The organism is Amycolatopsis keratiniphila subsp. keratiniphila (genome assembly GCF_001620365.2).
In the GTDB taxonomy this organism is placed as follows: domain Bacteria; phylum Actinomycetota; class Actinomycetes; order Mycobacteriales; family Pseudonocardiaceae; genus Amycolatopsis; species Amycolatopsis keratiniphila.
In genome coordinates this window covers 1-12,992 of record NZ_LQMT02000029.1, presented here as the reverse complement: position 1 = coordinate 12,992, position 12,992 = coordinate 1, and the positions used below count along the sequence as shown (strand labels likewise).

At 68.2% G+C, this 12,992-nt stretch carries 10 protein-coding genes; 7 read left to right on the top strand and 3 right to left on the bottom strand.

The window, feature by feature from the left end; all coding sequences use genetic code 11:
• Positions 1–13: 13 nt before the first annotated feature.
• From AVR91_RS27690 to AVR91_RS27675, 4 genes are all read left to right on the top strand, one after another.
• Positions 14–2,122 carry an alpha-galactosidase gene (locus AVR91_RS27690; protein ID WP_063273508.1) on the top strand — a complete coding sequence of 703 codons (2,109 nt, stop codon included), beginning with the start codon at positions 14–16 and terminating at the stop codon, positions 2,120–2,122.
• Between the two features lie 126 nt (positions 2,123–2,248).
• Positions 2,249–3,517 (top strand): extracellular solute-binding protein, encoded by a 1,269-nt coding sequence (locus tag AVR91_RS27685; RefSeq protein WP_063273547.1) that lies wholly within the window; start codon positions 2,249–2,251, stop codon positions 3,515–3,517.
• A 7-nt stretch (positions 3,518–3,524) separates the two neighbouring features.
• Positions 3,525–4,412 (top strand): carbohydrate ABC transporter permease, encoded by an 888-nt coding sequence (locus tag AVR91_RS27680; RefSeq protein ID WP_228708289.1) that lies wholly within the window; start codon positions 3,525–3,527, stop codon positions 4,410–4,412.
• A complete protein-coding gene (locus tag AVR91_RS27675; RefSeq protein ID WP_063273507.1) occupies positions 4,409–5,227 on the top strand; it encodes a carbohydrate ABC transporter permease in 819 nt (272 codons plus the stop codon). The genes AVR91_RS27680 and AVR91_RS27675 overlap by 4 nt, the downstream gene beginning before the upstream one ends.
• Before the next feature lie 186 nt (positions 5,228–5,413).
• Here the strand turns inward: AVR91_RS27675 and AVR91_RS27670 are convergent, their stop codons facing one another.
• Positions 5,414–7,051, bottom strand: a complete 1,638-nt coding sequence (locus tag AVR91_RS27670; RefSeq protein ID WP_063273506.1) for an ABC-F family ATP-binding cassette domain-containing protein — start codon at positions 7,049–7,051, stop codon at positions 5,414–5,416.
• Between the two features lie 147 nt (positions 7,052–7,198).
• Between AVR91_RS27670 and AVR91_RS27665 the strand changes: the two genes are divergently transcribed.
• Complete coding sequence (locus tag AVR91_RS27665; protein ID WP_076153644.1) at positions 7,199–8,089, top strand: PaaX family transcriptional regulator; 891 nt, start codon at positions 7,199–7,201, stop codon at positions 8,087–8,089.
• Between the two features lie 36 nt (positions 8,090–8,125).
• Positions 8,126–8,905: an enoyl-CoA hydratase/isomerase family protein gene (locus tag AVR91_RS27660; protein ID WP_063273505.1), complete on the top strand. Its 780-nt coding sequence runs from the start codon at positions 8,126–8,128 to the stop codon at positions 8,903–8,905.
• A 4-nt stretch (positions 8,906–8,909) separates the two neighbouring features.
• On the opposite strand, the gene AVR91_RS27655 is transcribed toward AVR91_RS27660, so the two are convergent.
• Both AVR91_RS27655 and AVR91_RS27650 read right to left on the bottom strand, forming a co-directional pair.
• Positions 8,910–9,818, bottom strand: coding sequence for a CU044_5270 family protein (locus AVR91_RS27655; protein ID WP_063273504.1), 909 nt, complete (start codon positions 9,816–9,818; stop codon positions 8,910–8,912).
• Entirely contained in the window at positions 9,811–10,413 is a 603-nt protein-coding gene (locus AVR91_RS27650; RefSeq protein ID WP_063273503.1) for an RNA polymerase sigma factor, read from the bottom strand. Before AVR91_RS27650 ends, AVR91_RS27655 begins: the two co-directional genes overlap by 8 nt.
• A gap of 220 nt (positions 10,414–10,633) precedes the next feature.
• Here AVR91_RS27650 and AVR91_RS27645 point away from each other — a divergent pair, with 220 nt between their 5' ends.
• Entirely contained in the window at positions 10,634–12,850 is a 2,217-nt protein-coding gene (locus AVR91_RS27645; protein ID WP_063273502.1) for a glycosyl hydrolase family 18 protein, read from the top strand.
• The last annotated feature ends 142 nt before the right edge of the window (positions 12,851–12,992 follow it).

Sequence of the window (12,992 nt, the reverse complement as noted above, 5' to 3'; positions counted from 1 at the left end):
TAAGGATGGGCCCGTGGCCGAGATCGTTTTCGACGACAGCACCCGTTCCTGGCTCATCCGCACGGCAGCCACGAGCTACGCGCTCCGGCTGACCGACGACGACGCGCCTTCCCACGTCTACTGGGGCCCGGCGCTCACCGCCGGCCAGCTCGCCGACGTCCTCAGCCGGACCGAGGAACGCTGGGATTCCTTCAACGATCCCAACGAGGGGCTGGACGAGCTCGCCGCCGACGGCGGCACCCGGTACTGGACCCCCGCCCTCCAGGTCCGGTTCGCCGACGGGACCCGCGCCCTCGAATGGCGGTACCTCGGCCACGACATCGAAGACGGACTCCTGCGCGTCCACTTCCGCGATCGCCACTACCCGCTGCGGATCACGCTCGGCTACCGCGTCCCGGCGGGCACGGACGTCATCGAACGCTGGACCGAACTCGCCCACGACGGCACGGACGGCCCGATCGAGATCTTCCGCGCGGACTCGGCGACCTGGGTCGTGCCGGTCCGGCCGGACTACCGGATCAGCCACGTCACCGGCGGCTGGGCGGCCGAGAGCCAATTGCTCCGTGAGCCCGTCCCCCACTGCGAGACAACGTTCGGCAGCAGGCGCGGCATCACCAGCCATCACGCCAATCCATGGGTGATGCTCGACGACGGCGAAGCCACCGAGCGACACGGCGAGGTCTACAGCGCCGCGCTCGCGTGGAGCGGTTCGTGGCGGATCACCACCACCCGCTCCTCCACCGGACGGCTCACCGTGACCGGCGGCTTCGGCCAGGACGGCGTCGTCCCCCGGCTCGCACCCGGCGACACGCTCACCACGCCGGTCTTCGCCGGGTTGTACACCGACGGCGGATTCGGCGCCGCGAGCCGTGCCTGGCACGCGTACACGCTCGACCATGTCCTCCCGCATCCCGGCGAGCTCCGGCCGGTGCTCTACAACTCCTGGGAGGCAACGGGTTTCGACGTCACCGAAGCCGGTCAACGCGCGCTCGCGGAGAAAGCCGCCGCGCTCGGCGTGGAACTGTTCGTGATGGACGACGGCTGGTTCGGCGCCCGGAGCGGTGACCACGCCGGCCTCGGCGACTGGCAGGTCAACCGCGACAAGTTCCCCGACGGTCTCGACCCGCTCGTCCGCGAGGTGCATCGGCTCGGCATGAAGTTCGGGCTCTGGGTCGAACCCGAAATGGTCAACCCGGACAGCGATCTGTACCGCGCCCACCCCGACTGGGTCCTCCACTATCCACATCGGACACGTTCGGAACTGCGACGACAGCTGGTGCTCAATTTCGCGCGGCCGGACGTCGTCGAATGGGCGTTCGGCACGCTCGACTCCCTCGTCGCCGAGCACGGGATCGACTTCCTGAAGTGGGATATGAACCGTCCCTTCAGCGAAGCGGGCTGGCCCGGCGACGGGAATCCGGACACGCTCTGGGTGGAGCACACCCGCTCGGTCTACGCGATCATGGACCGCCTGCGCGCCCGTCATCCCGGGCTGCGGATCGAGGCGTGCAGCGGCGGTGGCGGGCGGATCGATCTCGGCGTGATGGCCAGGACAGATCAGGTCTGGACCTCCGACAACACCGACGCGCTCGACAGGCTCGTCATCCAGCACGGCTACGGCCAGGTGTACCCGGCGCGCGCGACGTCTGCGTGGGTCACCGACGACCCCAACTTCGTGACCCGGAGGTCCACTCCCCTGCGTTTCCGGTTCCATGTCGCGATGGCAGGTGTCCTCGGCATCGGCGGCGACATCGTGAAGTGGGCCGAGGAGGAGCTGACCTACGCGCGCGAACAGATCGCGCTGTACAAGGACATCCGGCCGGTCGTCCAGCACGGCAGGCTCCACCGTCTCGTGCCGCCTGTCACCGACGGTGTCTCCGCGCTGCAGTACGTGGCGGCCGACGGCGGCCGCGCGGTGGTGTTCGTGTACCGGCAAGCGGCACATTTCCACACTCGCGAACGGCCGGTCCGCCTGGAAGGTCTCGACCCCGCCGCCCGCTACCGCGACGAGGACACGGGAAAGGTGTGGCACGGTGCCCCGCTCCTGGCACACGGCCTGTTCCCCGGCCTCCCGGACGGCGATTTCGCCAGTGCGGTGATCCGCTTGACGAAGGTGCAATAGATCAGATGTATCGCCGCTTTTCGCCCAGAAGAAGCCGCTAGGGCCGCTTGACATCCCCCTAGACATCCGATCGAATGCCGTCGTATATGAGACGTCGTGCATCGCCGCGAGAAGGGTGACTGGGGCATGAGAAGGTCCTTCGCGTTGGGAGCCGCACTACTCCTCGCCGCGAGCCTTACCGGATGCACCGTCGGCGGGACGAGCGCCTCCGGCGGCGAGATCACCTTCCTGACGTTCGAGACGCCGAACCTTCCACCGTCCTATTGGGACTCCGCCATCAAACGCGTCACGGACCGCAACCCCGGCCTGAGCGTGAAGAAGCTGGTCGCCCCGTCGACAGACCGCACCGGTTACGCCAAACAACTCCTGCAGTCCGGCCAGTTCCCCGACGTCGCGATCGCCGTCGATTCGGCCGGGTTCGCCGAATCGGGCAACCTGTACGCGTGGACGCCCGAGGAGCTCAAGGACTTCCAGTTCCCCGGCGCCAACCCGATCAAGGGCGGGCACCACCAGCTGCCCGCCAACACCCAGACCATCCCGCCGATCTACTACAACAAGAAGCTCTTCGCCGACGCCGGGATCACCTCGGCGCCGTCGACCTGGAACGAGCTCCTCGCGGCGTCGGAGAAATTGAAGGCCAAGGGCATCACGCCGTTCACGATCGGCGGCGGCAAGGAAGGGTTCCCGTCCGCGATGCTGCTGGACGGCCTGGTCAGCGTCGACGTCTACGGCAAGACACCGGACTGGCTTTCCCAGCGGCGGGCCGACAAGGTCAAGTTCGCCGACCCGGCCTTCCGGCAGGCGTTCGGCAAGTTCGCCGATCTGGTGGCCAAGGGGTACATCGACAAGACCCAGGTGTCCCGGGACTATTCGGCGACCGAGGCGGCCTTCCTCAACGGCGAAGGCGCGATGTACCCGATGGGCAACTGGTTCGCCGCGAGCGCCGACGCCAAAAAACCGCCGTTCGAGATCGGCGTCTTCAACTTTCCTTCCGAAGACGGGAAACTCGTCGTGCCCGCGTACACCGGTGGCGGCATCGTCGTCAACGCGAAGTCGCGGAACCTCGACGCGGCAAGGAAGTTCGCGCTCGCGTTCCAGCTGGACAAAGAGCAGATCGACGCCTCGGTCAAGGCCGATGGCCTGTTCCCCGCGATCAAGGGCTACACGCCGCCTGCCGACGTCGGACCGGTCTTCAAGGCGGGATACGAGCTGTACAAGGAAGCCGTCGCGAAGAACGCGGTCGTGAACGCCTTCAGCTGGGAGACCGCGGACGACGGGCTCCTGCCGGGCATGAAGGACAAGGTGTACCAGGCCGCGCAGGACGTCATCACCGGCCGCAGAACGGTGGCCGACGCGTGCGCGTTCCTGGACACCGAGTGGGCGAAGGCGCGCTGACATCACGATGGCGAGAAAACCGATCCTGCCGCGGCTGTGGCATTTCGCCTCGTTCGGCGCACCTGGAGTCGTCATCTACCTGTGCTTCGTCATGGCACCGATCCTCATCAGCTTCGGCTACAGCCTGACGAACCACAACCCGTTCAACCCGCCGGCGGAATTCGTCGGCCTCGAGAACTACCGGCTGCTGTTCCAGGACGAACAGTTCCTGAACGCGCTCCGGGTCACCACGATCCTGACCTTGATCGTCGTGATCGTGCCGAATGTGCTCGGGCTCGGCGTCGCGGTGCTGCTCGACCGGAAAGGCTGGCTGTACAACGCTTTGCGGAGCGTGTTCTTCACGCCCGTGATCCTCAGCTCGGTCGTGGTCAGCATCATCTGGACGAAACTGCTCGACGACCGGGGCCCGGTCAACGACGCGCTCCGCGCCCTCGGCGTCGAGCACCCGCCGGGCTGGCTTTCCGACCCGGATCTGGCGCTGTACTCGGTCGCGTCGATCGTGTGCTGGCAGATGCTGGGCTTCTGCGTGGTCGTGTACCTCGCGGGCCTGCAGGGTGTCCCGGCCGAACTGCTGGAGGCCGCGGAGATCGACGGTGCCGGGCCGGTCCGCCGGTTCCGCGCGGTGACCTGGCCGCTGCTCGCGCCTTCGCTGACGATCAACACCGTCGTGCTGCTGATCTCGGCGTTCAAGACCTACGACTACGTCAAGGTCGTCACCAACGGCGGGCCGGGTTCGGGGACCACGGCGACCATCGCGTTCGACGTCCTCGCCACCGGCCTCGACGCGAACCACGTCGGCTACGCGTCCGCGATGGCCATGGTGATGCTGGTGATCGTGGCGGCCTTGACCACGATCGTGCTGCGTTTCCTCCGGCGGCGGGAGGTGGACCTGTGAGCACGAAACTCCGGCCTATCGCAGCGATACTGGTGAGCGCGCTGTTCGCCGTGCCGCTGTACTACGTGCTCGTCAACGTGTTCAAACCCGGCGACCAGATCGCCCGGACGCCGGCGTCGGTCCCGCTGCCACCGACGCCGGCCAACATCCACGCAGTGCTCACCCGGCCCGACGGCCTGTTCTGGGTCAGCCTGGCGAACAGCCTGCTCGTCACCCTGCTCTCGATCCTCGTGCTGACGGTGCTTTCGGCCATGCTCGGGCACTACCTGGCGCGTTCGGCCAAGCGGTGGACCAAGGTGCTCGCGCTGATCCTGTTGGCGGGCTTGATGATCCCGCCCCAGGTGATCCTCATCCCGGTCACCGAGGTGCTGCGGCTGACCGGCTTGATGGCGACGATCCAGGGGCTGGTGCTGTTCAACGTCGGCTACTACGTGCCGTTCGGGGTCTTCGTGTTCACCGGGTTCATCCGCGGGGTGCCGGTGGAACTCGAAGAAGCCGCGCTGCTCGACGGTGCGAGCCGGACGCAGGTGTTCTGGCGGATCGTCTTCCCGCTGCTGCGGCCTGCGACGGCGAGTGTGCTGATCTTCCTCGGCGTGTGGATCTGGAACGACTTCATCGATCCGCTGATCATCCTCGGCCCCAGCCAGGGGACCACGGTCACCACCGGGATCTACCGCTCGATCGGGCAGTACCAGGCGGATCTCGGCAGCGTCTTCGCGCTCATGTTCCTGGCGACCCTGCCGGTGCTGATCTTCTATCTGGCCCTGCAGAAGCAGTTCGTGAAGGGGCTCACCGGCGGCGCGACCAAGGGCTGACCCGCGTTTAGTCCTCTGGATGCGGCACGCATTCAGAGGACAATCGAGCGGTAAGGCAAAGGCGTCGTGGTCGCGGGCGGGTCGATGATGGGGTGAAGGCTCCCTTCGCCGCGTCTAATGCGGTGAAGGGAGCCTTCACCCCGGTCACTCACCCGCGCCACGTTTGCCTTACCCCTCGATGAATGCTCAGAGTTCGGTGACCTTCCCCTCGGCCACTTCCAGCCGCCGGGTCGTCGCCACCGCGTCCAGCATCCGCCGGTCGTGCGTCACCAGCAGCAGCGTCCCCGGATAGTCCGCGAGCGCCGACTCCAGTTGCTCGATCGCGGGCAGGTCGAGGTGGTTCGTCGGCTCGTCGAGCACCAGCAGGTTCACCCCGCGTGCCTGCAGCAGCGCCAGCGCCGACCGGGTCCGCTCCCCCGGCGACAACGTGGCCGCCGACCGCAGGACGTGCGCCGCCTTGAGCCCGTACTTCGCCAGCAATGTCCGCACGTCGGCGTCGGCGAGTTCCGGCACCTCCCGGGCGAACGCCTCGACGAGCGGAAGGTCGCCGAGGAACAGCTTCCGCGCCTGGTCGACTTCCCCGACCACGACACCGGAACCGAGCGAGGCGGCGCCCTCGTCGACCGGGACCCGCCCGAGCAATGCCGCGAGCAGCGTCGACTTCCCGGCGCCGTTGGCCCCGGTGATCGCGACCTTGTCCGCCCAGTCGATCTGCAGGTCGACCGGGCCGAGGGTGAACCCGCCCCGCCGCACCACCGCGCCGCGCAGGGTCGCCACGACGGCACCCGCCCGAGGCGCCGCGGCGATCTCCATGCGCAGTTCCCATTCCTTGCGCGGTTCTTCGACCACTTCGAGCCGCTCGATCATGCGGTCGGTCTGGCGCGCCTTCGACGCCTGCTTCTCGGTCGCCTCGCTCCGGAACTTGCGGCCCACCTTGTCGTTGTCGGTGGCCTTGCGCCGGGCGTTCTTGACGCCCTTCTCCATCCACGAACGCTGCATCGCACCACGGGCTTCGAGCGAGGCCTTGGTGTTCGCGTACTCCTCGTACTCCTCCCGGGCGTGCCGACGCGCGACGGCGCGCTCCTCCAGGTACGACTCGTAGCCGCCGCCGTAGGTCCGCACCTGCTGCTGCGCGTAGTCGAGTTCGACGACGCGATCGACGGTGCGGGCGAGGAATTCCCGGTCGTGGCTGACCAGCACGGTCCCGGCGCGGAGCCCGGTCACGAACCTCTCCAGCCGTTCCAGGCCGTCGAGGTCGAGGTCGTTGGTCGGCTCGTCGAGCAGGAAGATGTCGTACCGGCTCAGCAGCAACGAGGCCATCCCGGCGCGCGCCGCCTGCCCGCCCGAGAGCGAAAGCATCGGCTGGTCGAGGTTGACGGTGAGCCCGAGATCCGCGACGACCTCGCCCGCCCGGTCGTCCAGATCCGCCCCGCCGAGCGCGAGCCAGCGGTCGAGGGCCAGCCCGTAGGCGTCGTCCGCGCCGGGTTCGCCCGCGGTGAGCGCCTCGGTCGCGGCGTCGAGCGCGACCTGGGCGGCGGTGACGCCGGTGCGCCGGGAGAGGAACGCGCGGACGGACTCACCCTCGCGGCGTTCCGGTTCCTGCGGGAGGTGACCGACGGTGGCCGTCGGCGGGTTCAACCGGACACTGCCCTCTTCCGGTGGCACGAGGCCGCCGAGGGTCTTCAGCAGGGTCGACTTGCCCGCGCCGTTCACCCCGACGAGACCGATCACTTCGCCCGGGGCGACGACCAGGTCGAGACCGGAGAACAGAACACGGTCGCCGTGGCCGGCGGCGAGATCCTTGGCAACGAGTGTGGCGCTCATGAGATCGGTAAGTCTACGGGGACCGATTGAACAGCTCGTGGTCCCTCGGAAGAGTGGCAAGTATCCAAGCGATCACGGAACGTGGGTAACCTGGTTGTTCTTCTGGACCCGAACGAATCCCCCGAGCATTGAGGTCGGTGACAGCAAATGGCGGACTCCGCCACCCCGGTCCCCGTCGTCCACCAGCAGAAAGGCGGTACCCGCAGGCCGACATTGAGCAGGCGGCGGGAAGTCGGTCATGCCAGCGCGCGGTCGCTGCTGATGACGATCCTCGGCGAGTACGTCCTGCCTCGCGACCAGGCGATCTGGACGTCGACGCTGGTCGAGGCGCTGCGCGTGCTGGACATCGAAGAGAAGTCCGCACGGCAGGCGCTGGCCCGTTCCTCCGCCGAGGGCTGGGTGGTCTCCGAACGCGTCGGACGAAGAGTGCGCTGGTCGCTCACTCCACCAGGCAGGCGCCTCCTGACCGAAGGCGCGGAACGGATCTACGCCTTCGGCAACGAGGAAAAGGCGTGGGACGGGCGCTGGCTGATGCTGATCGTCTCGGTCCCCGAAGCGAAGCGGGATCTCCGGCACCGGCTCCGCACGCGGCTGACCTGGGCCGGGTTCGGCTCCCCGGTCGCGGGGGTCTGGGTCAGCCCGGACCTCAGCCGCCAGCGGGAGGCCCAGCAGATCGTGCAGGATCTCGGCCTCGACGCGCAGGCGATGTCGTTCACCGCCGCCTACGGCGACGTCGGCGACCAGGAGACGATGGTCGCGCGGTCGTGGGACCTGAGCGATCTGAAAGACCGCTACGAAGACTTCATCGACCGCTTCACCGGTCTGCGTCCCTCCGGCGAAAACGGCGTCCTGCGCGCGCAGACCGAACTCGTACACGAATGGCGCAGCTTCCCGTTCCTCGATCCGCGGCTTCCGCTAAAACTTCTCCCCGACGGTTGGAGCGGCGTGCGCGCGGCGGACCTCTTCCACCGCAAGCACGTCGAATGGCGACCGGAAGCACAGGCGCAATGGGACGAACTCGCGGCGACCTCGGGCTAGGGTCACGGGAAACCGACCCACCGGAGGGAACCCGCCTTGGCCACCTCGATCCGCCTCGACCGTGAAGCCGACCTCGCCGTCCTGACCATCGCTTCGCCGCCGCTGAACCTCTACACGGCGGAATTGCAGCGCGAGCTGGGCGAGGCGATCGGAGAACTGGAGGCCACGCCGCCGCGCGCGGCGCTGATCCGCGCCGAGGGCAAGATCGTCAGCGGCGGGGTGGACGTCTCCCTGTTCGACGCCCAGTCGAGCCCCGCCGAGGCGAAGGTGCTCTTCGACGAGATGCTGGCGATCCCGGACCGGATCGCCGCACTCCCGTTCCCCACCGTGTTCGCCGCCCACGGCCTGTGCCTGACCTGGGCCTTCGAGGTCGCGGTCGCCTGCGACATCATCCTCGCGAGCGAGAAGGCCAAGTTCGGCCTGGTCGAACGGGTCGTCGGCCTGACCCCGACCATGGGCGGCACGCAGCGGCTCGCCGCCCGCGCCGGGGTCGGCCGCGCCAAGGAGTTCGTGATGACGGGCGCGACCTACGACGCCGCGACCCTCGAACGCTGGAACGTGGTCAACCGGGTGTTCCCGGCGGACGGCTTCGACGAGGCCGTCCGCGCGTTCACGACCGACCTCGCCCAGGGGCCGACGCGGGCGCACGCCGCCACCAAGAAGGTCCTGGAGCACTACGAGCACGGTGGCGTCGCCGAGGCGAACGAGCACATCACGACCATCGCCGCCGGGCTCTTCGAGACCGAAGACCTGCGCGGCGCGGTGAAGTCGTTCCTCGCCGACGGTCCCGGCAAGGCGACCTTCACCGGCCGCTGAGCCGCTACGGCCGCCGACCGACCGCGTCCACCACGCCGGACGCGGTCACGGCCGTCGAATTCGTCCCCAGGTACAGGAAGGTGTCGGCGGCGAAGACGATCACCACCGGTTTCGCCACCTTCGGGTCGTCATGCGGTCCGAGCGGCCACGTGATGCCGACACCGGGCCTGCCCGCCGCGTCCTGGGCGTGGTCGACGGCGCGCAGCCCCGGGACCTTCGCCGCCGCGCCGTACAAGGCGGCCCGGACCGCGGGTGAAAGGTAGCTCTCGTTCGCCAGCGAGAGAACGTCCTTGCCCATCGCGTTGAAGTCGCCGTCGTGCCCGCCGCGGCCGGCGTTGAGGTAGTCGAACATCGCGTCCGCGTCGGTGGGGAGATCCGCCCGGTGACCGGGTGATGGCGTGCACGGCTCCATGACACCGTCGAGCGGCTCTCCGCCCTTGTACACCTGAGCCCGTCCGTTCCGGCACCCCGGAAGCGGGATGGAACCGCCGTCCGCCATCTTGATGAGCCCGTCATGGGTGCCATCGGCCGAACGCCACGATTCCCGCTCGCCGTCGGGCTGCTTCGTCTTCGTGTAGACGAATTGGTCGGGCCTCGGCGGTGCGGCGGGAGACTTCAGGGCGGCCGTGGCGGCGTTCCGGAGCACCGTCACGGGATCCGCGACGGCCGCTGGAGGTTCGAGACCGACCTGGTCGACCGGCGCCAGCGTGACGACGGCGGTGATCGCCGCGGCGAGGCCGACCGCCCCGGCGCCGGTCCAGACCCAGCGCCGCCGTTTCTTCAGCGGCACCGCGTTTTCCGTTCCGGCGTGGGCGATTTCGGCCATCAATCGCGCGCGTGCCGAGCCGAGGGCTTCGGATTCCGCGAGAGGCATCGATCCGGTCCGCTCGGCGATCAGTTGCAGCTCATCCATGGGCAGGGATCTCCTTCGAAGTCGTGATGTCCGAGCGGCCCAGCGCTTCGCGGACCTTCCGGCGGGCACGGTTGAGCCGCGATCGGACGGTGCCGAGCGGTATGTCCAGAGCCGCGGCGATCTCCTCGTAGCTCAGGCCTTCCCCGGCGAACAGCGTGAGCGTGTCGCGATCGCCGTCGGCCAGTTCCGCGAGCGCGGAGTCCAGCAGTTTTCCCATCGCCTCGGCGGTCACCTGATCGGCGACGCGCTCGGCATGCCCTTCTTCGTCGGGTGGCGGGCCGAGGGCTTCCCGCAGTTTCAGCTCCCTGACCTCCTCACGGCGCCGCTGTGCGACCAGGTTGGTCGCGATGCCGTAGAGCCACGGCCGGGCATCGCGGCGCTCGGTGTCGTATCCCGCGCGTTTGCGGAAGGCGATCAGGAACGTCTCCCCCAACGCGTCTTCCGCGGCCGCGGGCCCGATGCGCCTGACCAGGTAGCGGTGGATGTGCGCGGCGTGCCGGTCGAAGATCGCGGAGAACCGTTCCGGGCTGGTCACCGACCTCGCGATCACTTCCGCGTCCTCCGGATCGCCCGGATCCGCCTCGGATGAGCTCATGGACCGCCTTTCGCCGTTCATCGGTGTCACTTGTCGTCCGCATCCGGCGTCGAACGGGTTCACGACCGACGAATCGGTCTAGACCTTTTATGCGTGCCGCGCTACATTCATCTGTGGTCTAGACCACGCGCGCCATTTTCCGAGCAGGTCAGTCTCGCCGCCTCTTTTGGAGAGAACCGCCATGAGACGCACCAGAAGAAGACTACTCAGCGCACTCACCGTGACACTCCTCGCCGCCGGGCTCCTCGTGGCCGCAGGTAATCCGGCGTTGGCGGCGGGCCGCCTCCGCGCCGCCTTCACCTTGGCCGGGAACACCGGTGAGTACACCGTCACGAATCCCAGCGGCGAAACCGTCGCCGACTGGTCCATCACCTTCACCGTGCCCGCCGGCGTGACCGCCACGAGCGGCTCGCACGCCACGGTTTCCCAGTCGGGCAACCAGGTCACCCTCACCCCGGCGTTCTACATCAAGTCGCTCGCGCCGGGCCGTTCGACCTATCCCTACAGCCCGTCGTTCCAGCTCAGTTCCGGGGTCAACCCGACCACGTGCCGGATCGACGACGCCAACTGCGACGGCTCGGGCGACGCACCGCCGTCGACGCCGGCCAACCTGCGTCTCGTGGCGAAGACGACCACGACCGCCGCGCTGGCGTGGAACGCCGCGGCTCCCGGCTCGCTGCCCGTCGTCGGCTACGACGTCTACCAGGGCACCACGCTGGCGGCCTCGGTCACCGGCACCGAAGCGAGGATCACCGGGCTGACGCCGAACACGGCCTACAGCTTCACCGTCGTCGCCAAGGACCGGAAGGACGCCAAGTCGCCACCCACCCCGGCGCTGGCGGTCACCACCAACAACCCGAGCGACGACACCCAGGCGCCGACGGCGCCGTCGAACCTCCGCTCGACCGCGGTCACCTCGGGTTCGATTTCGCTGGCGTGGAACGCGTCCACCGACAACACCGGCGTCGTGTCCTACGACGTCTACCGCGGCACGACCCTCGCCACCACCGTCACCGGCACGACCGCGACGGTGACCGGGCTTTCACCGTCCACTTCGTACTCTTTCACGGTCAAAGCCCGTGACGGTTACGACAACGTCTCCGCGGCGAGCGCGGCCGTCAGCGCCCGCACCGGCGACATCGTGAACGGCTACGCCCGGGTCGGCTACTTCGTGCAGTGGGGCATCTACGGCCGCCAGTTCTTCGTCAAGAACATGGTGACCAACGGCTCGGCCGCCAAGCTGACCCATCTGCTGTACGCCTTCGGGAACATCGACCCGGTCAACCACACCTGCCTTTCGGGCGTCACCAAGGGAACGACGTCCAACCCGCAGGACCCGAACCAGGGCGACGGCGCCGGCGACGCGGAAGCCGACTACTCGCGGCCGATGTCCGCGGCCCAGTCCGTCGACGGCGTCGGCGACACCGGCTGGGAGACGCTGCGCGGCAACTTCAACCAGCTGAAGAAGCTCAAGGCCAAGTACCCCAACCTGAAGATCCTCATCTCGCTGGGCGGCTGGACCTACTCGAAGTACTTCTCCGACGTCGCGGCCACGCCCGCGTCGCGGCAGAAGTTCGTCGCGTCGTGCATCGACACGTACCTGAAGGGGAACGTGAAGCCCTACGGCGGCGCCGGCGGGCCGGGCACGGCCGCGGGCATCTTCGACGGCATCGACATCGACTGGGAGTGGCCCGGCAGCCCCGACGGGCACCCCGGGAACCACTGGAGCGCCAACGACAAGACGAACCTGACCGCGCTGCTCGCCGAGTTCCGCACACAGATGGACGCCTACGGCGCGACCACCGGCAAACGGTACGAACTGCAGGCGTTCACCCCCGCCGACCCGGCGAAGGTGAAGGGCGGTTGGGAGATCCCGAAGATCTTCGACTACCTCGACGTCGCGAACGTGCAGGGCTACGACTTCCACGGCTCGGGCAGCGACAACTCGTGGGAGCCGAACCGCACCGGCCACCAGGGGAACCTCTACGCCGACGCGGACGACCCGTACAACTTCAAGTTCAGCGTGGAATCGGCGATCAACGCCTACACCGAAGCCGGTGCCAATCCACGGAAACTGACCCTCGGGCTCGCCTTCTACGGCAGAGGCTGGCAAGGGGTCGCGGACGGCGGGAAGAAGGGCGAATGGCAGAGCGCGACCGGCGCCGCGCCAGGACAGTTCGCCGAGGAAGCAGGTACTCGTGGCTACGCGAATCTCTTGGCCAGCGTCCCCAACTGCGCCGTCCAGCACGACACCGCGGCCGTGGCCACGTCGTGCTACACCGGCAACGGCGGGCAATGGTGGACCTTCGACGACGCCTGGTCCATCCAGCAGAAGGTCGCCTGGCTCAAGACGAGAGGACTGCTCGGGGTCATGGCCTGGGAGATGTCCGGTGACACCGGATCCCTCATGACCACAGTGGACAACTCGCTGAAGTGACGCCTCGTGAGCGGTAAGGCGAACGTGGCTCCACGGGCTCGAGCGGTCGGCCTGGGTGACCGGAAAGGCCTCGGCATGGGCGCTTCGCGGCTTTCGCTCACGACTGAAGTACATGAAGGCCGGCGGTCTCAATCGGTTGTTG